The following is a 23,112-nucleotide window of genomic DNA, read 5'->3' on the forward strand; positions in this document are numbered from 1 at the left end:
CCCCTGCAACGTGTCCTCAGCGCCTTTAGACCGCCGGCACGGATGGAACGGGATGGAACGCCAACAGGAAGTGAGGGGCGCGGACGCGTCCTTCGCCCTTGACACGGGAGGCAGAACATGTCGATCAAACGTGGCTTAGCCGTCCTGACCGTCGCCGTCGCGTCGGCAGGACTCATCACGGCATCCACCACGGCGGCACAGGCCCAGAACTACTTCAAGATCGTCAGCTTCGCGAGCGGGATGTGCCTGCAGCCCGACCCGTCCGCCCCCGCCGGCTCCGACGCCCAGATCTTCCAGGCGCCGTGCGACGGCAGCGCGGGCCAGAACTGGCTGCCGCTCCAGGAGAGCAGCAGCGCCTCGACCTACCGCTTCCTCAACCAGCGCACGGGGTGGTGCCTGGAGGCCAGGGAGGGCGCCGTCAACCTCGGCCGCGTCGACCAGTGGCCGTGCAACACCATCAGCAACGAGAAGTGGGTCTGGTCGGGATCGTTCAACAACACCACGCCCAAGCAGATCCGCTCCGCCGTCAGCGGCACGCGTACGCACTGCATCGACGTGCCGGGCGGGTCCCCGTCGGTGCCGTTGTACGTCTTCCGCTGCAACGGGAGCGCGGCCCAGCAGTTCTTCATCCGTTCGTGAGAACCGGCTCCATGAGGCGCTGAAAATCGCCTCGCGAGCAGGCAGCGGCTGCGGCTAGATTCGCAAGCGTGTCCCACCCCCTCGACATCGCGTGCGACGAGTCCGGCGCGGAGGGCGAGAAACTCGTCGGCGGCAACAGCGACGTCTTCACGCACGCCAGCGTGCTGATGGACGCGCGGGCCGCCACCGCCTGCATCGGCGAGCTACGGGAGCGGGCGCCCACCCCCGCCTCCCAGTACTGCGCGGGCCACGTGCTGCGCGACAAGCACCGCGCCGCCCTGCTGTGGCTGCTCGGCCCGCGGGGCCCCGTGCTCGGCAACGTGCGCGTGTTCCTCACCGACAAGGTCTTCTACGCCGTCGGCAAGGTCGCCGGCCTGCTCCAGGAGGACCACGAGCCGCGCCTCGGCCTCGACCCCCGGGCGGTCGCCACGGCCGCCGTCCTCTACCGCGAGGGGCGGCGCGCGTTCGGCGACGGACGGTGGACGGCCCTGCTCGACTCGTTCAACTACCTGCTGCGCGCCAAGAACGGCCAGGGCGTCACGACCTCCGTCGAGGAGACGTACCGGCTGGTGGACGCGCTGCGCGGAGCGGACGGGCAGGCGGGCGAGATCATGCAGGAGCTGTGGCGGGCCAGGCCGCGGGTGGCCGCCTTCCGCGAGCGGCTGCTGGCGGCCCCGTACGTCTTCCCCGCCCTCGACCCGCTCATCCCCGCGATCGTCCGCGCCGTCACCTGCTGGGGCACGGGCGGGCCCGTCACCGTGGTGCACGACAGGCAGACCACGCTGACCGGCGAGCGGATCGCGCAGATGCGCGAGCTCCTCGGCGGCCGGATGGCCGGGCTGCACCTGGTGGACTCGGAGCTGGACGAGCGGGTACAGGTCGCCGACGTCATGGCGGGCGTCGCCCGCAAGGTCGCGCTGGACGAGCTCACCGGGCGCGGCGATCCCGCGCTGACCGAGCTGATCCGCCCGTACGTCGATCCCGCCTCCGTCTGGGGGGACGAACGCAGCCGCGACCTGCTGATTCCCGGTGAGGTCATCTCCCGGTAAAACGGCCAGCCCCTCACTCTATCGCCACATAGTGTGACGTTAGAGTGACGTACTGTGAACGATACTAAGCATGTGGAAATCACCTGGCCCGGCATCGGCATCACCGTGGCCGCCGAACTCGACCAGCGCAACCCCTCCCTGGCCCAGGCCCTGTGGGACGGCCTGCCCTACCAGAGCCTCCAGGGACACGCCCTCGTGGCGGGATACCACCTGTACCACGTCGCTCCCGTGTACTCGTTGCTGCACACCCCGGCCGAATACAAGGTGGACCGCCGCACCGTGCCCGACGGCACCCTGTTCTGCTCGCGGCTGCAGCACCTAGGCATCAAGTACGGCGAGCTGACCGAGCCCATGCAGGCCACCCCGATCGGCAAGGTCGCCGACGCCGACCTCGACGCCCTCGCCCAGGCCGGCCACGAGGTGTGGCGCTCGGTCTACGAGACCAAGCAGCCCGTCATCGCCGAGGTGCGCCGCGCCGGCCAGCAGGGCGGCCACGTGCTGCCCCGCCTGCCGCTCGGCGACCCCGAGCTCAACCGGCTCGCCATCGAGGTGCACGCCGAGACCGAGCGCATCTGGCTGAACCCGCCGCAGGAGCTGCTCGACCTGCACCAGGGCCGCATCCCGTCGGGCGCGGGCAGCTACGAGACGGTGCTGACCACGCTGCTGTTCGTCAACGGCGAGACCCGCCCGCTCGGCTACAGCTGCTACGGCGGCCTCGTCCGCGCCGCCCTCGACGGCATGCCCATGCCGTGGCTGCGCCAGATGACCAGGCAGCTCGCCCACACGCCCGCCGAGTTCCTCGGCTACTGCGGCCTCGACCGCCTGTGGGACTTCACCCAGCGGCTGCTGTCGGGCCTGGAGCGGCTCGACGACCACGAGGACTTCGTCGCGATCATGGCCCACATGGCGCTCTACTGCAACTGCCTGGGCGGCTGGAACCTGCACCTGTTCCCCTGGCAGGCGGGCGACCACCTGCGCAGAACGCTGGTGGCGACATGAGCGCCGGCTCCAGGGTGGTGGTGATCGGCGGCGGCGTCATCGGGCTGTCGATCGCCTTCCACCTGGCCGAGGCAGGGCAGGACGTGACGCTGCTGGAACGCGGCACCCTCGGCTCCGGCGCCTCCCGCGCCACCGCCGACGTGGTCCGCTCCTACTTCGCCGGCAACCCCGTCAGCTCGTCGCTGGCCGTACGCAGCCTGGAGGCGTACCGGGCCTTCCCCACCAGGCCGGGCACCGAGCTGCCGCTGCGGCAGGTCGGCTACCTGGTGCTGTTCACCGAGCCCGACCAGCTCGCCGCCTTCAACGCCGACCTGGCCGCCCAGCGCGCCGCCGGCGTGGACGTCGAGCTGATCGGCGCGGAAGAGGCCAGACAGCACAACCCGCTCATCGGGGACCTGCCGCTGCTGGGGGCCGCGTACTCGCCCGACGCCTACATCTCCGACACCACCGCCATCGTCACCGCCTACGCGCAGGCGGCCGAGCAGGCGGGGGCGGCGCTGCGCACCGGCTGCCCCGTCACCGCCATCGACCCGGAGGCCGGGCGCGTGCAGACCGCCGACGGCGAGATCTCCGCCGACGCGATCGTGTGCGCCGCCGGCGCCTGGTCCGCCTCGCTGGTGCGCTGCGCCGGCGTGGACATGCCGCTCACCGAGCCGATCGAGCAGGAGCTGCTCACCACCGACCCGCTGCCGCCCGGCACGCCGCAGGTCCCGGTCACCCTGCACGCCGCCAGCGGGCTGCTCATCCGCAACCGGGACGACCGGCTGCTCATCGGCATGGGGTACCCGGGGCCCGACCGCGAGTCCTGGCGCAGGGACGTGGCCGTGCGGCTCGCCCAGACGTACCCGAGCCTGGCCGGGATCGGGCTGCACACCGCCGTCACCGGCCTGCGGGACGCCAGCCCCGACAAGACCGCCTTCATCGGGCACCAGCCCGGGCCGCCTGCCTTCCTGTACGCGACCGGGTTCTCCGGCCACGGGCTGTGCAACGCGCCCGCCGCCGGGGAGCTGGTCCGTGATCTCTTCCTGGACCGGGATCCGGGGATGGACGTGACGGCGCTGGCGGTCGGGCCCGCGCGGACGGGGCTGGTGTCATGACCGACCAGCGCTCCGGCCAGGCGGACCGGCTCAACGGCGCCGACCACACCGGCGGGCTCGACGACGTCAGCCGCACCCACCGCCTCGACGGCGCCGGGCACGCCGATCGGCTGGACGGCGCGGGCCGTTCCGGGCGGGAGGACCGTTTCGTCCTCGACCCGGCCACCGCCGACCTGCACGGCGACAACGACCGGCTGCGGCGGGCGGGCCCGCTCGTGCCCGTCACCGCCGAGGGCGTGCCCGCCTGGGCCGCCACCCACTACGCCACGGTGATGACCGTCCTGACCCACCCGGACCTGTCCAGGGAGCTGCGCCACTGGAACGCCCGGCAGGCCATGCCGCCCGGCACGGCCATCGACCGCATCGTCACCGACACGTCCCTGCTCAACGCGGAAGGAGAGCGCCACCGCCGGCTGCGCATGCCGCTGACCACCGCGTTCTCCCAGCGACGCCTGAACGGCCTGCGCCCGCGCATCGAGGAGCTGACCGCCCGCCTGATCGACCGGCTCGCCGAGCTGCCGCCCGACCGGCCGGTGGACCTGCGGCTGGAGTTCGCCTACCCGCTGCCGCGCGAGGTCATCTCCGAGCTGATCGGCATCCCGGCCGCCCACCAGGACGAGCTGCACCGGCTCACCGACGCCGTCGCCCAGGTCGGCGGCCTGGAGGACTCGCCGGGGCTGCGCAAGGAACTGCGCGAGCTGCTCGACCAGATCATCGAGGAGCGCCGCGACACGCCCGGCGAGGACCTCATCAGCGACCTGTTCGCGCTGCACGAGAAGGACGGCGGCCGGCTGTCGGAGGACGAGCTGTTCGCCACCATCGAGCTGCTGTTCATCGCCGGGCACGTCACCACCGTCAACCTGATCACCAACGCCATCGGCGCCCTGCTCACCGAGCGGGGGCAGCTCGACCTGCTGCGCTCGGGGCAGTGCCCCTACAGCGCCGCGGTCGAGGAGACGCTGCGCTGGGACTCCCCGATCGCCTACTTCCCGATGCGGTACGCCGTCCGGGACGTCGAGATCGACGGGGTGCGGCTGAGCAGCGGCGAGCCCGTACTGGCCTGCTTCGCCGCCACCGGGCGGGACCCGCACCAGTACGGCGAGGACGCGCACGTCTTCGACATCACCCGCCCGCAGTTCACGCACCTGGCCTTCGGGCACGGGCCGCACTTCTGCCTGGGCGCGCCGCTGGCCAGGCTGGAGGGCGAGATCGCGATCAAGGCGTTGTTCGAGGCGTTTCCCGGCATGGAGCTGGAGCGGCCGGTGGAGGAGCTGCCGCCGCTGGACACGCTGCTGGGCAACAGCACGCGCACCATGCCGGTCGTCCTCGGCCCGCGCGCCCGCTGAACCCGCACCGCACCCGGCCGCCTCAGCCCGCCTTGGCGGCGGTCGTGCCGTAGTGGCGCAGGAACAGCTCCTCCAGCGTCGGCGGCCGGCTCACCAGCCCGCGCACGCCCGCGGCGGTGAGCCGGCGCAGCACCGGGTCGAGCTGCGCCGTGTCCACGGTGAATCGCACCCGGCCACCCACCTCGTGTGCGAGGTCGTGCACGCCTGGCAGGTCCGCCAGCCCGTCGGCGGGCCCCGCCAGGTCGGCCTCGATGGAGGTGCGGGTCAGGTGGCGCAGCCCGGCCAGCGTTCCGGTCTCCACCGTGCGCCCGTCACGGACGATCGTCACCCGGTCGCACAGCGCCTCCACCTCGGCCAGGAGGTGGCTCGACAGCAGCACCGTCCGGTCGCTGCGCCGCCGCTCCTCCCTGACGCAGTCCCTGAACACCTCCTCCATCAGCGGGTCCAGCCCGGTGGACGGCTCATCCAGGATGAGCAGCTCCGCGCCGGACGCCAGCGCCGCGACCAGCGCCACCTTCTGCCGGTTGCCCTTGGAGTAGGCGCGGCCCCTCTTGCGCGGGTCGAGACCGAACCGCTCCACCAGCTCCGCCCTGCGCCGCCGGTCCAGCCCGCCGCGCAGCCGGCCGAGCAGGTCGATGGTCTCGCCGCCGGTCAGGTCCGGCCACAGCGTGACGTCACCCGGCACGTACGCCAGCCGCCGGTGCAGCTCGGCCGTCCGCGTCCACGGGTCGCCGCCCAGCAGCCGGGCGGTGCCGCCGTCGGCGCGTACCATGCCGAGCAGGATCCGGATCGTGGTGGACTTGCCCGCGCCGTTCGGGCCGAGGAAGCCGTGCACCTCACCGGCGCCTACGGTGAGGTCGAGCCCGTCGAGCGCCCTGGTCCGGCCGAAGCGCTTGCGCAGGCCGGAGACTGTGATCGCGTCAGTCATGAGGCACTCCTGCCGAGGGCCGCACCGGCCGCGGCGGCCTCTTCCGGGGTGAGCAGCGGGTGCGAGTAGACCCACAGCACGGCCCGCAGCAGCTCGTGCTGGCCCTCGGTCGTCTCCAGCGACACGCCCAGGCCGCGCTCGACGTGCCCCGTCAGCACGCTGAACGACAGGGCCATCGTGGCGATCACGGTCGCGCGCGCCTGCGGGGAGACGCCGGGCGGGCCGGGCCGCTTCCTGTCGGCCTCCTCCAGCCACCGCACCCCGATGCGCACCATCTCGTCGAAGAACGACGCCGCCGACCCCTCGGCCAGCGCCCGTGCCAGGTAGTCGCGGTAGGGGCCCATGACCGCGACGGGGTTGAGCCCGCCCAGCGGCCGGCTCGCGGCCTCCTCGTGCAGCCGGTGCATGACCTTCATCAGGTGCTCGTCGCACGCCTCGCGCAGCGCCTGCTTGGAGCCGAAGTGGTGGCGCACCAGGCCCAGGGACACGCCCGCGGTCTCGGCGATGCCGCGGATCGTGGCCCGCTCGAAGCCGTGCTCGCCGAAGTGGCGCAGCGCCGCGTCCCTGATGCGGGCGCGGGCCGTGAGGTCCTCAGGGTCCGGTACGGTCGTCGTCACCCCGCCCCTCCTGTTCGTTCGTACAGCCGACTGTTCTCACGAGAAGGAAACTATACCCACGTATAGTCGCTCGTCCAGCACCCGGCCACACACAGGACACGTCCACGCTCTACGCTCCACACGACGACGATTGGAGCCACCGCCGTGCCACACGCCACGCCCATGCGCCTGGCCACCACCATCCGCCCCTACGACTGGGGGTCGGTCACCGCCATGCCCGAGCTGTTCGGCACCGAGCCGACCGGCGAGCCGCAGGCGGAGCTCTGGATGGGCGCCCACCCCGGAGCCCCTTCGACGGTCGGCGGCGTCCCGCTGAACGAGCTCATCGCCCGCGACCCCGCCGCCACGCTCGGCGAGCGCTGCGCTGAGCGGTTCGGCCCCGTCCTGCCGTACCTGCTCAAGGTGCTGGCCATCGAGCGGCCCCTGTCCCTCCAGGTCCACCCCACCACCGCGCAGGCCGAGGCCGGGTTCGCCGACGAGAACGCGCGTGGCGTCCCGCTGGACGACTACGCCAGGACGTACAAGGACGCCTCGCACAAGCCCGAGATGGTGTGCGCGCTGACGCCCTTCCACGGGCTGTGCGGCTTCCGCTCACCCGAGGCCGCCGCCGGCCTGCTCGACCGGCTCGGCGTGCCGGGCCTGCGCCCCTGGCTCGACACCCTGCGCGCCGGAGAGCCGGGGCAGGCGCTGCGCGAGGTGTTCGCCGCGATGCTCGACGAGGCCGCGCGCCCCCTGCGCGCCGAGGCCGAGGCGGCCCTGCTGACCTCCCAGGACCCTGACCTCGCCGTCTACGCCGACATCGCCCGCGCCTACCCCGGCGACCCCGGCGTCATCGCCGCACTCCTGCTCCACCACGTCACCCTCCGCCCCGGCGAAGCGCTCTACCTGGGCGCCGGGGTGCCGCACGCCTACCTCGGCGGCATCGGCGTCGAGATCATGGCCAACTCCGACAACGTGCTGCGCTGCGGCCTCACCTCCAAGCACGTGGACGTGCCCGAGCTCATGCGCGTCGTGGACTTCACCCCGTCCGAGCCGCACCGCGTCGAGCCGGTGTCCGACGGCTCCGGCGGCTACGACTACCGTCCGCCCGCCCCGGAGTTCGCCCTCACCCGCCACGAACTGAACGGGACCGGCGCTCACCCGCTGCCCGGCGGAGTGCCGGGCATCGTGCTGTGCACCGAGGGCGAGGCCCTGCTGGGCGACGACCTGACGCTGCGCCCGGGACAGTCCGCCTTTGTCCCCGCCTCCGCTCCCTCGGCGCGGGTTTCCGGCAAGGGTGTGGTCTACCTCGCCCAGCCTGGCGCCTTTACAAAGTAGATCTCAGGGGCGGGAACGCTTCGACCGCCGGTTGAACGTCCCGTCCCTAGGCTGCCGTTCGTGACCGACCACGTGACCATCGAGCCCAGCATCCTGTACTTCGGCACCCCGGTCGTCCTGCTCTCCACCGAGAACCCGGACGGCTCCTTCAACCTCGCGCCCATGTCCTCGGCCTGGGCGCTGGGCAACGTGATCGTGCTGGGGCTCGGCGAGGAGGGCCAGAGCGCCCGCAACCTTGCCGACCGGCCCGACCTGGTGATCAACCTGCCCGCCCCGCACCAGTGGCGGGCGGTGGAACGGCTGGCGCCCCTGACGGGACGCTTCCCCGTCCCGGACACCAAGCACGCGGGCTGCCGCTTCGAACCGGACAAGTTCGGCGCGGCCGGCCTGCGGCCCGAGCCCTCGGACGAGGTTCGGCCGCCGCGGGTGGCCGAGTGCCCGCTGCAGTTCGAGGCGCGGGCGCAGAGCGTGCGCCGGGACGTCTCCGCCTCGTTCGTCATCGTCGAGGCCGTCGTCACCAGGGTGCACGCCGACCCGCGCCTCGTCGTACCGGGGACCCAGCACGTGGACCCGTCCGCCTGGAGCCCGCTCATCTACAACTTCCGCCACTACTTCGGCCTGGGCCCCCAGCTCGGCCACTCCTACCGCACCCAGACCCCGCCCGTCACCGGCACCGTTACGAGCGCCGCCGGATCGTGAGGACGTTGTCGACCCGGGTGGTCGGCTCCCCGTCGGGACCGTTCTGCGTGCGCTCGAACTCCTCGCACCGCAGCACCTCCCACTCCCCCTCCCCGGGCTCCAGGGAGTCGAGCACCTCCTGCGGCGTCGGGAAGTGCACGTCGGAGTGGTCGTGCTGCTGCCAGGCGGGCCACCCGGCGTGCCCGGCGACCAGCAGCACCCCGCCGGGCGCGACCGCGGCTGCGGCCCGCCGCAGGATCTTCTCGCGCGGCATGTCGCCGGCGGAGTGCAGGTAGCAGGCGGTGACCAGGTCGTAGACGCCCTCGGGGAAGGACGCGCCGAGGTCGTGCCGCTGCCAGTCGACGCGCTCCCCCACCCCGGCCTCCCCGGCGTGGCGGGCGGCGCGGCGCAGGGCGACGCCGGAGATGTCGACCGCGGTGACCTGCCAGCCCTTGGCGGCGAGCCAGATCGCGTCGCCGCCCTCGCCGCTGCCGAGGTCCAGCGCGCGTCCCGGCGGCAGGCCGGACACCTCCTGGACGAGCACGGCGTTGGGGTCGCCGCTCCAGACCCGCTCGCTCTGGCGGTAGCGGCCGTCCCAGGCCTCCTCCTCGCTCAGCCCGTCCGGGGCCTGGCCGTGCGGGGTGCTCGTGACGGTGGCGCGGCGGGCGGCCACGGCGGCCCGCGCCTCCTCGCCGACCAGGTCGGCGTTGATGGCCGCGCCCGCCCGCACGCCCGCGGCGGCGGCGCTGACGACCTGGTCGACCACGTTGTGCACGTTCCCGGCGACGTACACGCCGGGCACGGCGGTCTTGCCCATGGGGTCGGCGGGCACGTAGGTGCCGATGACGAACCCGTTCATCTCCTGGTCCGCGGTCTCCAGCCCGAGCCCTTCGAGCCCGTCCAGCCGCGCGTTCAGCCGGGTGCCGATGGCCAGCGCCTCCCTCGGGAACTCGCGCCCGCCGGCCACCCGCACGCCGGTCAGCCGGTCCCCCGTCACCACGACCTCGGTCACCTCCCCCTCGACCACCTTGACTCCCCTGGCGGCGAGCTGCTCGCGCGCCTCCTCCCCCGGCTCGGGAGCCGTGTGCAGGAAGAGGATCACGTCGTCGCTCCACTGCCGCCACAGCAGCGCCTGGTGGGCGGCCAGCGGGTTGGTGGCCACGACGCCGATCGCCTGGTCGCGCACCTCATAGCCGTGGCAGTACGGGCAGTGCAGCACGTCGTGCCCCCACCGCCCGGCCAGCCCGGGAACCGGCGGCAGCTCGTCCGCCAGCCCGGTCGCCACCAGCAGCCGCGCCGCCTCGACCGCGGACCCGTCCTCCAGCCTCACCCGGAACCGCCCGTCCCCGATCGGCTCGGCGCCCGCGACCACGCCCGTCACGATCTCCCCGCCGTACCCGGCGATCTCCTTGCGCCCGATGGCCAGCAGGTCGCGCGGCGGCACCCCCTCGTGCCCCAGGAACACGTGCACGCCCTGCGCGGGCGCGTTCCTGGGCTGCCCCGAGTCGATCACCAGCACCTTGCGGCGCGCCCGGGACAGCGCGAGTGCCCCGCTCAGCCCGGCGGCCCCGCCACCGATCACCACCACGTCGTAGTTCGCGTCCATGCGCGGCTCCTCTCACTCGTCACCTGCCGCGCCACTGTGCTCCACCGGCCGCCCGGTTGACAAACTTCGTTGCCGAAATGGCAAAGTAGGCGGGATGGATCTCGATGACGTGCTGAAAGCCGTCGGCCCGCGGCTGCGGGCCATGCGCCAGGAGCGCGGCACGACGCTGGCCGAGCTGTCGAAGAACACCGGCATCTCGGTCAGCACGCTGTCGCGGCTGGAGTCCGGCGGGCGCAGGCCGACCCTGGAGATGATGCTGCTGCTGGCCGACGCCTACCAGGTGCAGATCGACGAGCTGATCGACGCCCCCGTGACGGGTGATCCGCGGGTGCACATGCGGCCGGTCAAGCGGCACGGCATGACGTACGTCCCGCTGAGCCGCAGGCCGGGCGGGTTGCAGGCGTTCAAGCAGATCTACCCGCCGGGGTGGCCCGGTTACGAGCCTGAGCAGCAGGTCCATGAGGGTTATGAGTGGCTGTACGTGCTGGCCGGCCGGTTGCGGTTGATGCTCGGCAGGCATCACGTGGTGCTGACGGCGGGCGAGGTGGCGGAGTTCGACACCAGGACGCCGCACGCGTTCGTGAACGAGGCCGATGAGCACACGGAGGTGCTGGCGTTGTTCGGGCCGCAGGGCGAGCGCATGCATGTGCGGGCCCGCCCCGCGGCCAAGTAGCGGCCCGAGCAGGGGGCTCAGTCGCTGAGGACGGACAGGTCGAGGCGGGACAGCCGGTCCGGGTCGGCGAGGATGTCGATCTCGACGATGCGGCCGTCCGTGATGGTGAAGCTCATGACCGCCGACGGCTCGCCGTCCACGGTGTTGACGACTCCGGCCAGGCCGTTGACCAGGGCGGCGTGCGCGGTGGAGGGCGAGTAGCGGCGGAAGGTGAGGGCCTGTCCGGCGACGTCGGCGGCGCCGCGGACCTCGGCGAGTCCGCCGCCGGTGAGGGCGCCGGCGTCGGCGCGGAGCACCACGTCGGGGTCGAGCAGGGCCACCAGCCCCGCGAAGTCGCCGCGGTGCGCGGCGGCGATGAAGGCGGCGACGATCTCGCGCTGCCGGGCGAGGTCGGGGTCAGGGACGGGCGCGGAGCCGCGGACGCGCCGCCTGGCTCTGCTGGCGAGTTGCCTGGCCGAGGCCGGGGAGCGGCCGACGAGCGGCGCGATCTCCTCGAACGGCACCGCGAACATGTCGTGCAGCACGAACGCCAGCCGTTCCGCCGGGGTCAGCGACTCCAGCACCACCAGCAGCGCCAGCCCGACGGAGTCGGCGAGCAGCGCCGCCTGTTCGGGGTCCGGGCCCGAGGCCGGGCTGACGACCGGGTCGGGCAGGCGTCCCTCCAGCGGCTCCTCGCGGCGCGAGGTGCGGGCGCGCAGCATGTCGAGGCACACCCGGCCGACGACGGTGGTCAGCCAGCCGCCGAGGTTCTCCACCTCGCCGGCGTCGGCGCGGCTGAGCCGCAGCCACGCCTCCTGGACGGCGTCCTCGGCCTCGCTGAGCGAGCCCAGCATCCGGTACGCCACCGCCTTCAGGTGCCCCCGGTGCGCCTCGAACCGGCCTGCCAGGTATTCGCGATCGTTCATCGGCCCTCGTCTCGCTGCTGTCGGTGCGTCCGTCACCGCCTTGACGTTCACGATGGGCCTTATGTGACACGCTCACTCCAGGGCGGAGTGCCGCTTGCTGTAGGCGAAGTAGACGATCAGCCCGAGCAGGAACCAGACGGCGAACCGCAGCCACGTCGCGGGCGCCAGGAAGGTGATCAGCCAGATCGAGAACAGCACCCCCACGGCGGGCACGACGGGCATCCACGGCGTGCGGAACGAGCGCGGCAGGTCCGGCTGCCGGTACCGCAGCACGATCACCGCCACGCACACGACGACGAAGGCCAGCAGGATGCCGATGTTCGTCAGCTCGGCCGCCTCCCTGATCGGCAGGAACCCGGCGATGAGCGCCGAGGCGACGCCCAAGATCCAGGTGACCCGCGTGGGCACCCTGCGCACCGGGTGCACCTTGGCGAACCAGGCGGGCAGCAGGCCGTCCCTGCTCATCGAGAACCAGATGCGGGTGACGCCGAGCATGAACGTGAACATGACGGTGAGGATGCCGACGATGGCGCCGACCGCGATGACCGACGCCAGCCCCGACAGGCCGACGGCGGCGAACGCCGAGGAGAAGCCGCTCTCGGGGTCGATGTCGCGGTAGTTCTGCATGCCGGTCAGGACGAGGCAGGCCAGCACGTACAGGACCATGGAAATGGCCAGCGAGTAGAGGATCGCCTTGGGCATGTGGCGCTGCGCGTCGCGTGACTCCTCGGCCGCGGTGCTCATCGCGTCGTAGCCGAACACCGCGAAGAACACGGTGGCGGCCCCGGTGATGGCGCCGCCGACCCCGAACGGGAAGAACGGGGTGTAGTTGGCGGTGCTGATGTGGAAGAAGCCGACCACGATGACCAGCAGCACCACCGCGACCTTGATGCCGACCACGAACGTCTCGAACCTGGCCGCCGCGCGGATCCCGAGGTTCAGCAGCGCCGCGATGATCAGGCACAGCACCGCGGCGAACAGGTCCACGACGTGCCCGGGGCCGGTGCCGGGCGCGCCGAGCGACCAGGCGGGCAACGTGATGCCGAGCTGCTGGACGAGGAAGCCGAAGTAGCCGGAGATGCCGATCGCCACGACGGCGACGATCGCGGTGTACTCCAGCAGCAGGTCCCAGCCGATGAACCAGCCGACGATCTCACCGAGGACCGCGTACCCGTAGGTGTAGGCCGAGCCCGCCTTCGGGATGAGGCCGGCGAACTCGGCGTAGGACAGCGCGGCGGCGGCGCTGGCGATGCCCGCGATGAGGAACGAGATCAGCACGGCCGGGCCGGCGGTCTCGTTGGCGACGGCGCCGGCCAGGGCGAAGATGCCCGCGCCGATGATGCCGCCGACGCCGATGGCGGTGAGCTGCCAGAGCCCGAGCGACCTGGACAGCTCCCCCTCGTGCTCGGTGGCGATCTGCGCCACCGGCTTGCGCCGGAAGACGCCGCGCGAAGTGACCATGCCGCCCCCACTGCCGATGTCCGGTCCGTGGGTGCGACTTTCCCCTCCGCGTGCCGGTTAACCTGCGGCGCGCTGCCTGAGGACGTTCTTTTGGATCTTGCCGGTGGAGGTCTTGGGCAGCTCGCAGAAGACGACCGCCTTGGGGGCCTTGAAGTGGGCCAGGCGGGCGCGTACGTGCTCGATGAGCTCGGCCTCGGTGGCGGCAGCCCCGGCGGCGAGCGTCACGTACGCGACGGGCACCTCGCCCCAGTGCGGGTCAGGCCGGGCCACGACGGCGGCCTCCTGCACGCCGGCATGGCTGACGAGCACGTTCTCCACCTCGACGGAGGCGATGTTCTCGCCGCCCGAGATGATCACGTCCTTGGCCCTGTCGACGATCCGCACGTACCCGTCGGCGTGCACCACGCCGAGGTCGCCGGTGCGGAACCAGCCGTCGGGCGCGGCCTTCTCGGTGGCCGCCGGGTCGCGGTGGTAGCCGATCATGACGTCGTTGCCGCGTACGGCGATCTCGCCGACGGTGGCGGCGTCGGCGGGCACGTCGCGGCCGTCGTCGCCGACGACGCGGACGCGCTGGGCGATCACGTTGCCGACGCCCTGCCTGGCGGTCAGCGCGGCCGACTCCTCCACCGGCAGGTCGCGCCATTCCGGCTGGGGCTGGCAGATGACGGCGGGCCCGTACGTCTCGGTGAGGCCGTACAGGTGGATCACGTCGATGCCGGCCTGCAGCGCCCTGCCGAGCAGGGCGGGGCTGGGCGGCGCGCCGCCCACGCAGGCCAGCAGGCGGGGGTCGAGCGCGCCGGTGGGGGCTTGCTCGTGGGCGAGCAGCGAGGTCAGGACCGTCGGGGCGCCGCACAGGTGGGTGACGCGGTGCTCGCGGATGAGCGCCCACGCCTGGCCGGGGTCCATCTTGGGCAGGCAGACGTGGCGGGCGCCGGCCAGCGTGACCGCCCAGGGGAAGCACCAGCCGTGGCAGTGGAACATCGGCAGCGTCCACAGGTAGGCGGAGCTCGCGTCGAGTTTGGTGTGCAGGGCCATGGCGAGCGCCTGGAGATAGGCGCCGCGGTGGTGGTAGACGACGCCCTTGGGACGGCCGGTGGTGCCGCTGGTGTAGTTGATCGACAGCGGGGCCAGCTCGTCCTCCACCCTGACCAGCAGCTGCTCGGCCGCCGCGACCAGCCTCTCGTACTCGGCGGCGGGCACCAGGCGGCGCACGGTGGTCCCGGCCGCCTCGGTGGCCAGGCCCGTGAGGGCGTCGTCGTGCAGGAGCACCGACACCTCGGCGTGGTCCAGGATGTAGGCCAGCTCGCTCGCGGACAGGCGGATGTTCAGCGGGACCATGACCGCGCCCGCCGCCGGCACGCCGAACGTGGACTCCAGCAGCAGGTGCCCGTTGGCCGCCAGCACCGCCACGCGGTCGCCCGGCCGCACCCCGGCCGAGGCGAGCGCGCCCGCCAGGCGCTGGGCGCGGTCCCACAGGGCGGCGTAGGTGAGTTCGAGCCCGCCGTCCACGACCGCGAGCCGCGGGCCGAAGACGGTGGCGGATCGTTCGAGGAAGGTGGTGGGGGTCAGGGGCTCGTACGACAACATCCGTGCTCTCCTCCGCCGGGCCTGGGTCGTGACCGCGCACTTCGAATGGTGCCGCCTCCGCCTGGATCCCGGAAGATCCCAAGCCCGGGCCGCCGCGCCCGGCCGAGCGGGGATCTCAGCCCCGGCCGCCGCGCCCGGCCGAGCGTGCGCGGAAGGCCGCCGCCTTCGTCCTGCTCTGGCAGGAGCGCGAGCAGAACTGGCGCACGTTGTTGCGGGAGGCGTCGACGTACACGCGGTCGCACTGCCTGGCCTGGCAGACGCCGAGGCGCCCGCCGAGGTCGCTGCCGATGGCCAGGGTCAGCGCGGAGGCGATGCCGGCGCTCCAGCCCACGGCGAGGCTGTCGTCGGCGCCGTGGAAGTGCACCTGCCACGGCTCGCCGGCGGCGCGGTCGAGCTGGGGCCGCGCGCCGGTGCTGACGACGAGGGCGTTGACGACGGCGGCGGCGTCGTCGTCGCGGCCGTCGTCCATGGCCTCGAAGACGCGGCGGACCTTCAGCGTGGTCCCGGCCAGGTAGTGGGCCTCGTCCATGGACACCGTCACGTTGCCGGGCAGCACGGCGCGGATCATGTCGGGCAGCGACTCGCCCTTGGGGGCGACGTAGGGCTTGCCGCGGTCGCCGCCGTCGGTCAGCACGTTCACGAGCGAGACCGCGGTGTCCAGCAGGATCGCCACGTGACTATCGAACAGCACTTGACTGGTCACTCCTCACGCCATAGTGTCCGTGACCGACGTTATCAGTTTTGTTGGTCACACGGGAGGTGAACGTGCTGATCGCCGGGTCGCGCGCGGAGCGGCTGCCGCGTACGGTGTGGTGGCTCGTGCTGGCGCGGGCGATCAACCGGCTGGGCGCCTTCTCCGTCGGCTTCCTCACCGTGCTGATCACCACCGAGTTCGGGGTGAGCGCGGTCGCCGCCGGAGCCGTCTCCGCCGCCTTCGGGCTGGCCACCATCCCGTCGCGGCTCGTGGGCGGCGTGCTGGCCGACCGGCTCGGCCGCCGCCGCACGATCGTGGCGGGGCTGGTGGGGTGCGCGCTGGCGCAGGCGGGCATCGCGGTCTCCGGGTCCGTGGCGATGGCGGCCGTGTTCGCGGTCCTGCTCGGGCTGGTCTTCGAGGTCTACGAGCCGCCGTCGCAGGCGATGATCGCCGACGCCGTACGGCCGGAGCGGCAGGCGCAGGCGTTCAGCCTGTTCAACACGGCCCTGGCGGTGGGCGGGATGGGCGCGGGCCTGATCGCGGCGGGGCTCGGGCGGTGGGACCTGCGGTGGCTGTTCGTCGCGGACGCCGTCTCCTGCCTGCTCTGCGCGATCGTGATCCGTCTCGTCCTGCCCGCGGACCGCCCCGCCCCGGTCACCGCCCGGGTCCGGAACGAGGGGTCGGCCTGGCGCGACCGCGGGCTGCTGGTACTCCTGCTCTCCGGCACCCTCTTCGCGGTCATCTTCATGCAGGTCGGGATGGCGATGCCGCTGGCCCTGGCGTCGCGCGGGCTGGAGGCCGCCGACGCCGGGCTGCTGTCGGCCGTCGCGGCCGTCGTCATGGTGCTCTGCCAGCCGCTGCTGCGCCGGACGGCGGCGCTGTCCCACCACACGGCGATGACCTGCGGCTACCTTCTGCTCGCCGCGGGCCTGGCCGGTTACGCCGTGTCGGACGGGCTGCCGGGCCACCTGGCCGCAACGGTGGTGTGGAGCGCGGGTGACGTGCTGATGTTCGGGCGCAGTTACGCCGTCGTCGTGGACCTCGCGCCCCGGCACGCGCGGGGACGCTACCTGTCGGTCTTCGGCACCTGCTGGGGCTTCGCCGCCGTCCTGGCGCCCCTGTGCGGCACCCAGCTCCTCGAACGCGCCGGCCCCGAAGGCCTGTGGGGCGGCCTGGCCCTCGCCTGCCTGCTGCTCGCGGCGGCACAGCTCACCATGATCAAGCCGCTGCTCCAGCGGCAGGGCCGCACGCTATAGTGGGCAATCGCCCGCCGGCCGACAGTGAAGAGGATCGACGATGCCGACAGGGGTGCACCTGCGTGATCCGCGCGAGCAGCTCTTCGCCGCCGCCGAGCAGATCCTGGAGCAGGACGGCGCGGACGCCCTCACCAGCCGGGCGGTGACCACCCGCGCCGGATGCGCCAAGGGGGTGCTGCACCGGCACTTCGAGTCCTTCGACGCCTTCCTCGCCGAGTTCGTGCTCGACCGCATCGAGCTGGTGCGGGCCCAGGGCGCCGTGCTGCGCGACTCCGCGGGCACCGGCACCGTGGTCGACAACCTGACCGACGCCCTGATCAAGCTCTTCGGCCCGGCCGCGGTGTCGATCGTCGCGCTGGTCACGTTCAACAACCAGCTGCGGGCCCGGCTGCGCACGGCGAGGCCCGTCGGCGGCATTCCGATCGTGACGGAGATCGGGATGATCGTCTCCGCCTACCTCACGGCCGAGCGGGACCTGGGCCGCGTCGCGGCCGACGCCGAGGTGGACCGGCTCGCGCCCACGCTGGTCGGGGCCGCGCATCTGCTGTTCGCCGGTCTGGACGGCCTGCCGCCGTGGCCGGAGGACGTCCGCGAGACCGTCGCCTCGGTCCTCAGGGGCGCGCTGAGCGTCACCTGACGCGGGCTGCGACACTGGGGCGGGTAGCGTACACAACCCTTGGGAGAGCGCATGACCAGCACAGACGCGGTGATCTCTGCCCTTCGCTCCGGGCACGACGCGCTGGCGGCGGACGTGTCGTCGTTCGGCGAGGACGACCTGGCCCGCCCCTCCGGCTCGGCCGAGTGGGACGTCTCCGAGGTGCTGAGCCACCTCGGCAGCGGCGCCGAGATCGGCCGCGCCAACCTTCAGGCCGCCCTCGACGGCCGGCCGGGGCCCGGGCGCGACTTCATGCAGTCCGTCTGGGACCGGTGGAACGCCATGACGCGCAGGCAGCGCGCCGGCGGCTTCCTCGAATCGGACCGGGCGCTGATCGAGCTGTACGAGTCGCTCGACCGGGACACCCGCACGAACCTGCGCATCGACCTGGGCTTCCTGCCGGAGCCTGTGGACCTGGCGACGGCCGGGCGGATGCGGCTCAGCGAGGCCGCCCTGCACGCCTGGGACGTGCGCGTCGCCTTCGACGAGCACGCCACCCTCGCCCCGGAGGCCACCCGCCAACTGCTGCACGGGGCGCCCGACCTGATCGGCTGGACCGGCAAGGCGGAGCGGCTCGACGGTCAGCGCGCGGTCATCCAGGTGACGACGAGCGAGCCGGGCTCGGAGTTCGCGCTGCGGTTGCAGGAGCCGATCAGCGTGGACTTCGACCTTCCCGACAAGGCCGACGGCACGCTGACGCTCCCGGCGGAGTCGTGGCTGCGGCTGGTGGCGGGCCGCCTCGCGCCGCGCCACACCCCCGAGGGCGTCGCCACGACCGGCGCGGCCGACCTCGGCCTGCTGCGCCGCGTCTTCCCCGGCTACTGAGCGGCGTGCTCAGGGCTGGACGTGCTCCTCGACCCAGCCCCTGGTCACGGCGTCGGTGGTGCGGGCGGCGACGAGCCCCCGGGCGTCCAGGAGGAACGTCTCGGGGACGCGGCGCGCGCCGAGCTCCGAGGCCAGCCCGCCGTCCGCGTCCGACAGATGCGGGTACGCGGTCGCGCCCGACTCGGCGAGGAAGGAGCGGGCGGCGGCCCGCCTGTCGCGCAGGTTCACGCCGACGAAGCGCACCCCGTGGAGGGTGCGGGACAGCCCGGCCAGCGTGGCCAGCTCATGCCGGCACGGGTCGCACCAGGACGCCCACACGGTCACCACGACGGGCCTGCCCCACAGGCTGGCCGGGTCGAACGGGCGGCCGTCCACGGTGCGGCCGAACAGGACCGGCCGGTGTTCAGGGTGCACCTCGCCGGGCCTCCCCCCGAGCGTGTGCACGAGGACGACGCTCAGCGCCGACACGACCGCCAGGACGGCGACCAGGCGTCTCACGTTGCGCGGAGCATGGCCGGCCCGCGGAACGGCATCGTGCCGTGGTTCCGTCACGCGTCGCGTCAGGGATGGTTGCCTCAAGGTGTCACCGCCGTCCGCCCAGCATCGCCCCTGCCCTGACGCCGCACAAGTTTGCGCACGTCATCCGCGTGGCGGCAATTCCGGGCGGGTGCGACCGGCGTGGCCTGCCCGGCCCTCGCTAGCATCCGTCCTGATCGACACGAAAGGCACGGAAATGAGCGAGCACCCCCTGTGGCCGGCGTCCGGCGAGGTCACCATCACCGCCTTCCCCGTCGTGCGGGACGACGGCCCCGCGCCGGCGGTCGTCGTGTGCCCGGGCGGCGCCTACCACCACCTGGCCGGCCACGAGGGCGAGCCGGTCGCGCGGTGGCTGAACTCGCTCGGCATCGCGGCGTTCGTGCTGCGCTACCGCGTCGCGCCGCACCGCCACCCGCTCCCGCTGCTCGACGCCGCCAGGGCGGTGCGCTGGGTGCGTCACCACGCCGCCGGCCACGGCGTGGACGCGGCCAGGGTGGGGGTGCTGGGGTTCTCGGCGGGCGGCCACCTGGCGGGGCTGCTGGCCACCGAGCGGGGGCCGATGCTGGCGGAGGGCCCGCACGACGCCGTGGACGAGGCCGACGCCCGGCCGGGGCTGGCCGTGCTGTGTTACGCGGTCACCGCGCTGACCGGCGAGGACGCGCACCGGGGCGTGGTCGCCAACCTGGTCGGCTCCGGCGCCCCGGACTCGCTGCTGGAGGAGCTGTCCCTGGCCGGGCGGGTGAGGGCGGACACGCCGCCGATGTTCCTCTGGCACACCGCCGACGACGAGGGCGTCCCCGTCGGGAACACCCTGGCGTTGTCGCGGGCGCTGGCCCGTCACGGCGTCACGCAGGAGGTGCACGTGTACCCGAGCGGCAGGCACGGGCTCGGGCTGGCCGGGGAGGACCCGGTCGTCGGCGACTGGACCGCCCGGTGCGCCGCCTTCCTGCGCGGCCGTGGGTGGTGAGCGGGTCAGCTCTGTGAGGCGGCGGCGGCCCGCATCCGCTCGAAGTCGGCCACGTACTGGCGGTAGACGCGCTTGTCGCCGAGCCGCAGCAGCGTCTCGTCGTTGCGGCGCAGCGAGGTCTCGTTGTAGTTGTGGCTGCCGTGGTGGAGTTCAGGTCGGTCAGGTTGGCCGACGACTGCACCACGTCGGAGGCTCGGCCGGCCCGCGAGAACAGGTAGAACTTGTTGTGCTGCCCCTTGTCGCCGACGCAGGCCGCGGTGCCGCCCGACATCGGCCCGGTGCAGACGTGCAGCCAGGAGCCGCCGGTGAGGTCGGTGCCGAGCCCGGCCGCGAGCTGGGCGGCCACGGCGGCGCCGCGCAGGTCGCCGTCCAGGACGACCCGCACGTGGACGCCGCGCCGGTGCGCTTCGAGCAGTTCGGCGGCGAACTCGCTGCCCGCCGTGCCGGACATGACGAAGTGGGCGATCTGGATGGTGGCCCCGGCGCCGGCCGGGCCCGCCCCGGCGAGCGTGGCGGCGGCTCCGGCGGCCAGGACGGACAGGGCCGCCGTCCGCGCTCTGAACGTCCGGCCAATTCAGCGGGGAAGTCACTTGCGCGCCACATCGGCCTTACCGGCGCGACAGCATTCCTATCGATCAAGAGACTGAACGCACAGTGGCCATATAACTACTTTTAGTAGCGACTGGCTGTGCGACCCCCGGAGGAAAAATGCCCACGGACCCGACGGAAACCCGGCTCAGCCTGGACACCCGGGCCGCGCGCAATTTGGCCACGACCACCAAGACCCGCCCGCAGATGCAGGCCATCAGCTCCCGCTGGCTGCTGCGCATGCTGCCCTGGGTCGACGTGCGCGGCGGCACCTATCGGGTCAACCGGCGGCTGACGCACCGGCCGGGCCGCGGGCGCGTCGGCGTGGTGCCGGGCGGGCCCGGCGAGGTCCGGATCGTGCCGGGGACGCTGACCGAGCTACCCGCGCTGCGCGGCTTCGGCGACGACGGCGTGCTGACCGCCCTCGCCGGCGAGTTCGCGGCGCGCGAGCTGCAACCCGGCGACGTCGTCGCCGAGGAGGGCGACCCCGTCACCGGCGCCTGGGTGATCGCGCACGGCCGGGTCGAGCGCCTGTCCACCGGCCGGTACGGCGCCACCCAGTTCCTCGGCGTCATCGCCGACGGCGACCAGTTCGGCGACGAGGTGCTCACGGCGGACGAGGCCCGCTGGCCGTGCACGTTCAGGGCCGCCACGCCGTGCACGGTGCTGTTCGCGCCGCGCGACGGCCTGCGGCGGGTGGCCGACCGGTCGGCGGCGCTGCGCGAGCACCTCGCCGGCTACCTCGACACGATGCGCAGACCGGCCAACCGGCGCGGCGAGGCGGCCGTGCACCTGTCGGCCGGCCACACCGGCGAGCCCGTCATCGACGGCACATTCGTCGACTACGACCTGCACCCCCGCGAGTACGAGCTGAGCGTCGCCCAGACCATCCTGCGCGTGCACACCCGGGTCGCCGACCTGTTCAACGACCCGATGAACCAGATCGAGCAGCAGCTCCGCCTGACCATCCACGAGCTGCGCGAGCGCCAGGAGTCGGAGCTGCTCAACAACCCCGAGTTCGGGCTGCTCCACAACACCGACTACGACCAGCGCATCTACACCTGGTCGGGCCCGCCGACCCCCGACGACCTCGACGAGCTGATCAGCATGCGCCGCAAGACCCGCATGCTGCTGGCCCACCCCAAGGCGATCGCGGCGTTCTTCCGCGAGTGCAACAAGCGCGGGCTGGTCGTCGGCTCCACCGAGGTGAACGGGCACGAGGTGCCGTCGTGGCGGGGCATCCCGATCTTCCCCTGCGGCAAGATCCCGGTCTCACGCCATCGCACCACCTCGATCCTGGCCCTGCGCACGGGCGAGGACGACCAGGGCGTGGTCGGGCTCTACCAGACGGGCATCCCCGAGGAGTACGAGCCGGGGCTGAACGTGCGCTTCATGGGCATCAACCCGCAGGCCGTGATGTCGTACCTGGTCAGCGCCTACTACTCGGCGGCGATCCTGGTCCCCGACGCGATCGGGATCCTGGAGGACGTCGACGTCGCCGCCCCGCGCTCGTGACCCGCCGGCCCCAGGAAGAGGCGCGTTATGTCTGACATCCCAGCCGGGCCGACGGGCCTGGGCTCGTACACGCTCAGCCTGCGCTCGGCGCTGCGGCCGTACCGGCACGCCTTCCAGGACGACGACGGGCACCAGCCGCCCTCCTACCTGGGCTCCGGCAGGCGCGGCGGCCCGAGCCTGGCGCCGCTGGGCTACCGGGAGCGCGACTGGGGCGACGGGACCTACCCGCCGCTCTACTGCCCCGAGGCCGACCGCGTCAACGACGAGCTGGGCGCGGAGGTGGACCGGCGGCTGGTGGCGTGGGCGGAGCGGATCGGGCTGCACGAGGGGCGGATGGCGGAGTTCGCCTCCACCGGGTTCGGGCGGCTGGCCATGCTGACCCACACCGACAGCGACGACCCCGACATGCTGCTGATCGCCGCGCAGATGAACGCGGCCTGGTGGGCGGCCGACGACTACTACGCCGACGAGACCGACCTGGGCGCCACCCCCACCGAGCTGCCGCCCCGGCTGGCGCTGGTGATGTCGGCGATGGACCCGCCGCCCGACGCCGGCCCGTACACCGAGCAGCTCGAAGAGGCCATCAGAAGCGACCCCGTGCTGGTCTCGCTGCGCTCGGCCACCAGCCACGCCGCCCGCCACTGCACGTCCGCGCAGGTCATGCGGCTGTGCAACATCACGAGCCAGATGTACGTGAGCTGGGACGCCTACGCCGCGTGGCGCTACCTGGAGACCCCGCCGCCCGTGTGGCGCTACCTGGCGGCCCGCCAGCACGACAGCTTCTACACCTCGATGGTCCTCATCGACATCGTCGGCGGTTACGAGCTGTCGCCGCACCTGTTCGCCGAACGCCGCTTCCACACCGCCCTCATGCAGGCGGGCACCGCGGCCGTGCTGGTCAACGACCTGCACTCGGCGGCCAAGGAGGCGGCCGACGAGCTGCCCGACTCCAACGTGGTGCTGCTCATCGCCGAGGAGGAGGGCTGCTCGACCCGCGAGGCCGTCGAGCGCACGGTGTGCATGCACAACGAGTTCGTCCGCGGGTTCGAGCAGAGCCAGCGGGAGCTGTCGGCCCTGCCCTCCCCCGAGCTGAAGCGTTTCCTGCGCGGCGCGCAGGCGTGGATGGCCGGGGGCGTCGAGTGGCACGGCAGCACCACCCGATACCAGTCCTGA

At 73.0% G+C, this 23,112-nt stretch carries 23 protein-coding genes; 15 read left to right on the forward strand and 8 right to left on the reverse strand.

The window, feature by feature from the left end; genetic code table 11:
* Window positions 1-117: 117 nt before the first annotated feature.
* From FXF51_RS20505 to FXF51_RS20525, 5 genes are all read left to right on the forward strand, one after another.
* Complete coding sequence (locus FXF51_RS20505; RefSeq protein WP_148436125.1) at window positions 118-639, forward strand: RICIN domain-containing protein; 522 nt, start codon at window positions 118-120, stop codon at window positions 637-639.
* Window positions 640-707: 68 nt separating this feature from the next.
* The gene (locus FXF51_RS20510) at window positions 708-1,688 is read left to right on the forward strand and encodes a hypothetical protein (protein ID WP_148436126.1); all 981 of its coding nucleotides are present in this window, start codon (window positions 708-710) and stop codon (window positions 1,686-1,688) included.
* Window positions 1,689-1,760: 72 nt separating this feature from the next.
* On the forward strand, window positions 1,761-2,687 hold the full coding sequence (locus tag FXF51_RS20515; protein ID WP_222871383.1) for a hypothetical protein: 927 nt from the start codon (window positions 1,761-1,763) through the stop codon (window positions 2,685-2,687).
* Window positions 2,684-3,784 carry an NAD(P)/FAD-dependent oxidoreductase gene (locus FXF51_RS20520; RefSeq protein WP_148436128.1) on the forward strand — a complete coding sequence of 367 codons (1,101 nt, stop codon included), beginning with the start codon at window positions 2,684-2,686 and terminating at the stop codon, window positions 3,782-3,784. Before FXF51_RS20515 ends, FXF51_RS20520 begins: the two co-directional genes overlap by 4 nt.
* Complete coding sequence (locus tag FXF51_RS20525) at window positions 3,781-5,130, forward strand: cytochrome P450 family protein (RefSeq protein ID WP_148436129.1); 1,350 nt, start codon at window positions 3,781-3,783, stop codon at window positions 5,128-5,130. Before FXF51_RS20520 ends, FXF51_RS20525 begins: the two co-directional genes overlap by 4 nt.
* Window positions 5,131-5,152: 22 nt before the next feature.
* Here FXF51_RS20525 and FXF51_RS20530 read toward each other — a convergent pair whose 3' ends face one another.
* Window positions 5,153-6,058 (reverse strand): ATP-binding cassette domain-containing protein, encoded by a 906-nt coding sequence (locus FXF51_RS20530; protein WP_148436130.1) that lies wholly within the window; start codon window positions 6,056-6,058, stop codon window positions 5,153-5,155.
* A complete protein-coding gene (locus FXF51_RS20535; RefSeq protein WP_148436131.1) occupies window positions 6,055-6,675 on the reverse strand; it encodes a TetR/AcrR family transcriptional regulator in 621 nt (206 codons plus the stop codon). Before FXF51_RS20535 ends, FXF51_RS20530 begins: the two co-directional genes overlap by 4 nt.
* A 144-nt stretch (window positions 6,676-6,819) precedes the next feature.
* On the opposite strand from FXF51_RS20535, the gene manA reads away from it, so the two are divergent.
* Together manA and FXF51_RS20545 are read left to right on the forward strand one after the other, a co-directional pair.
* On the forward strand, window positions 6,820-7,992 hold the full coding sequence (gene manA, locus FXF51_RS20540; protein ID WP_316247627.1) for a mannose-6-phosphate isomerase, class I: 1,173 nt from the start codon (window positions 6,820-6,822) through the stop codon (window positions 7,990-7,992).
* A 60-nt stretch (window positions 7,993-8,052) separates the two neighbouring features.
* The gene (locus tag FXF51_RS20545) at window positions 8,053-8,691 is read left to right on the forward strand and encodes a flavin reductase family protein (RefSeq protein ID WP_262379691.1); all 639 of its coding nucleotides are present in this window, start codon (window positions 8,053-8,055) and stop codon (window positions 8,689-8,691) included.
* Here FXF51_RS20545 and FXF51_RS20550 read toward each other — a convergent pair.
* Complete coding sequence (locus FXF51_RS20550) at window positions 8,669-10,276, reverse strand: bifunctional NAD(P)/FAD-dependent oxidoreductase/class I SAM-dependent methyltransferase (RefSeq protein WP_148436132.1); 1,608 nt, start codon at window positions 10,274-10,276, stop codon at window positions 8,669-8,671. The genes FXF51_RS20545 and FXF51_RS20550 overlap by 23 nt on opposite strands.
* Before the next feature lie 94 nt (window positions 10,277-10,370).
* Between FXF51_RS20550 and FXF51_RS20555 the strand changes: the two genes are divergently transcribed.
* Window positions 10,371-10,949 carry a helix-turn-helix domain-containing protein gene (locus FXF51_RS20555; protein ID WP_148436133.1) on the forward strand — a complete coding sequence of 193 codons (579 nt, stop codon included), beginning with the start codon at window positions 10,371-10,373 and terminating at the stop codon, window positions 10,947-10,949.
* Window positions 10,950-10,966: 17 nt separating this feature from the next.
* On the opposite strand, the gene sigJ is transcribed toward FXF51_RS20555, so the two are convergent.
* The 4 genes from sigJ to FXF51_RS20575 all read right to left on the reverse strand — a co-directional run bounded on the left by sigJ (window position 10,967) and on the right by FXF51_RS20575 (window position 15,593).
* Complete coding sequence (gene sigJ, locus FXF51_RS20560) at window positions 10,967-11,854, reverse strand: RNA polymerase sigma factor SigJ (protein WP_148436134.1); 888 nt, start codon at window positions 11,852-11,854, stop codon at window positions 10,967-10,969.
* A gap of 72 nt (window positions 11,855-11,926) precedes the next feature.
* On the reverse strand, window positions 11,927-13,315 hold the full coding sequence (locus FXF51_RS20565; protein WP_148436135.1) for an amino acid permease: 1,389 nt from the start codon (window positions 13,313-13,315) through the stop codon (window positions 11,927-11,929).
* Window positions 13,316-13,372: 57 nt separating this feature from the next.
* Complete coding sequence (locus FXF51_RS20570; RefSeq protein WP_148436136.1) at window positions 13,373-14,902, reverse strand: AMP-binding protein; 1,530 nt, start codon at window positions 14,900-14,902, stop codon at window positions 13,373-13,375.
* A 115-nt stretch (window positions 14,903-15,017) separates the two neighbouring features.
* A complete protein-coding gene (locus tag FXF51_RS20575) occupies window positions 15,018-15,593 on the reverse strand; it encodes a CGNR zinc finger domain-containing protein (protein ID WP_148436137.1) in 576 nt (191 codons plus the stop codon).
* A 50-nt stretch (window positions 15,594-15,643) separates the two neighbouring features.
* Here FXF51_RS20575 and FXF51_RS20580 point away from each other — a divergent pair, with 50 nt between their 5' ends.
* Genes FXF51_RS20580 through FXF51_RS20590 form a run of 3 tightly spaced genes read left to right on the forward strand, consistent with a single transcriptional unit; the run spans window position 15,644 to window position 18,332 of the window.
* Window positions 15,644-16,852, forward strand: a complete 1,209-nt coding sequence (locus tag FXF51_RS20580; protein ID WP_222871384.1) for an MFS transporter — start codon at window positions 15,644-15,646, stop codon at window positions 16,850-16,852.
* Window positions 16,853-16,892: 40 nt separating this feature from the next.
* Window positions 16,893-17,489 carry a TetR/AcrR family transcriptional regulator gene (locus tag FXF51_RS20585; RefSeq protein ID WP_148436138.1) on the forward strand — a complete coding sequence of 199 codons (597 nt, stop codon included), beginning with the start codon at window positions 16,893-16,895 and terminating at the stop codon, window positions 17,487-17,489.
* Window positions 17,490-17,540: 51 nt separating this feature from the next.
* Complete coding sequence (locus FXF51_RS20590; RefSeq protein WP_148436139.1) at window positions 17,541-18,332, forward strand: maleylpyruvate isomerase family mycothiol-dependent enzyme; 792 nt, start codon at window positions 17,541-17,543, stop codon at window positions 18,330-18,332.
* 9 nt (window positions 18,333-18,341) lie between these two features.
* Here the strand turns inward: FXF51_RS20590 and FXF51_RS20595 are convergent, their stop codons facing one another.
* Entirely contained in the window at window positions 18,342-18,830 is a 489-nt protein-coding gene (locus FXF51_RS20595) for a TlpA family protein disulfide reductase (RefSeq protein WP_187414468.1), read from the reverse strand.
* A gap of 235 nt (window positions 18,831-19,065) precedes the next feature.
* Between FXF51_RS20595 and FXF51_RS20600 the strand changes: the two genes are divergently transcribed.
* From FXF51_RS20600 to FXF51_RS20615, 4 genes are all read left to right on the forward strand, one after another.
* Window positions 19,066-19,836, forward strand: a complete 771-nt coding sequence (locus FXF51_RS20600) for an alpha/beta hydrolase (RefSeq protein ID WP_148436141.1) — start codon at window positions 19,066-19,068, stop codon at window positions 19,834-19,836.
* 286 nt (window positions 19,837-20,122) lie between these two features.
* Window positions 20,123-20,512, forward strand: a complete 390-nt coding sequence (locus FXF51_RS61950) for a hypothetical protein (protein ID WP_222871385.1) — start codon at window positions 20,123-20,125, stop codon at window positions 20,510-20,512.
* A gap of 32 nt (window positions 20,513-20,544) precedes the next feature.
* Window positions 20,545-21,939, forward strand: coding sequence for a family 2B encapsulin nanocompartment shell protein (locus FXF51_RS20610; protein ID WP_148436142.1), 1,395 nt, complete (start codon window positions 20,545-20,547; stop codon window positions 21,937-21,939).
* Between the two features lie 27 nt (window positions 21,940-21,966).
* Window positions 21,967-23,112 carry a family 2 encapsulin nanocompartment cargo protein terpene cyclase gene (locus FXF51_RS20615; protein WP_148436143.1) on the forward strand — a complete coding sequence of 382 codons (1,146 nt, stop codon included), beginning with the start codon at window positions 21,967-21,969 and terminating at the stop codon, window positions 23,110-23,112.

The organism is Nonomuraea sp. PA05, from assembly GCF_008086045.1.
GTDB classification, from domain to species: Bacteria; Actinomycetota; Actinomycetes; order Streptosporangiales; family Streptosporangiaceae; genus Nonomuraea; species Nonomuraea monospora.

Excerpts from the sequence above, each read along its gene's own strand:
- FXF51_RS20525 (WP_148436129.1), top strand. The coding sequence starts at position 3,781 with ATGACCGACCAGCGCTCCGGCCAGGCGGACCGGCTCAACGGCGCCGAC.
- FXF51_RS20520 (WP_148436128.1), top strand. The coding sequence starts at position 2,684 with ATGAGCGCCGGCTCCAGGGTGGTGGTGATCGGCGGCGGCGTCATCGGG.
- FXF51_RS20505 (WP_148436125.1), top strand. The coding sequence starts at position 118 with ATGTCGATCAAACGTGGCTTAGCCGTCCTGACCGTCGCCGTCGCGTCG.
- FXF51_RS20530 (WP_148436130.1), bottom strand. The coding sequence starts at position 6,058 with ATGACTGACGCGATCACAGTCTCCGGCCTGCGCAAGCGCTTCGGCCGG.
- sigJ (WP_148436134.1), bottom strand. The coding sequence starts at position 11,854 with ATGAACGATCGCGAATACCTGGCAGGCCGGTTCGAGGCGCACCGGGGG.
- FXF51_RS20590 (WP_148436139.1), top strand. The coding sequence starts at position 17,541 with ATGACCAGCACAGACGCGGTGATCTCTGCCCTTCGCTCCGGGCACGAC.
- FXF51_RS20550 (WP_148436132.1), bottom strand. The coding sequence starts at position 10,276 with ATGGACGCGAACTACGACGTGGTGGTGATCGGTGGCGGGGCCGCCGGG.
- FXF51_RS20615 (WP_148436143.1), top strand. The coding sequence starts at position 21,967 with ATGTCTGACATCCCAGCCGGGCCGACGGGCCTGGGCTCGTACACGCTC.
- FXF51_RS20570 (WP_148436136.1), bottom strand. The coding sequence starts at position 14,902 with ATGTTGTCGTACGAGCCCCTGACCCCCACCACCTTCCTCGAACGATCC.
- FXF51_RS20565 (WP_148436135.1), bottom strand. The coding sequence starts at position 13,315 with ATGGTCACTTCGCGCGGCGTCTTCCGGCGCAAGCCGGTGGCGCAGATC.
- FXF51_RS20585 (WP_148436138.1), top strand. The coding sequence starts at position 16,893 with ATGCCGACAGGGGTGCACCTGCGTGATCCGCGCGAGCAGCTCTTCGCC.
- FXF51_RS20555 (WP_148436133.1), top strand. The coding sequence starts at position 10,371 with ATGGATCTCGATGACGTGCTGAAAGCCGTCGGCCCGCGGCTGCGGGCC.
- FXF51_RS20610 (WP_148436142.1), top strand. The coding sequence starts at position 20,545 with ATGCCCACGGACCCGACGGAAACCCGGCTCAGCCTGGACACCCGGGCC.
- FXF51_RS20600 (WP_148436141.1), top strand. The coding sequence starts at position 19,066 with ATGAGCGAGCACCCCCTGTGGCCGGCGTCCGGCGAGGTCACCATCACC.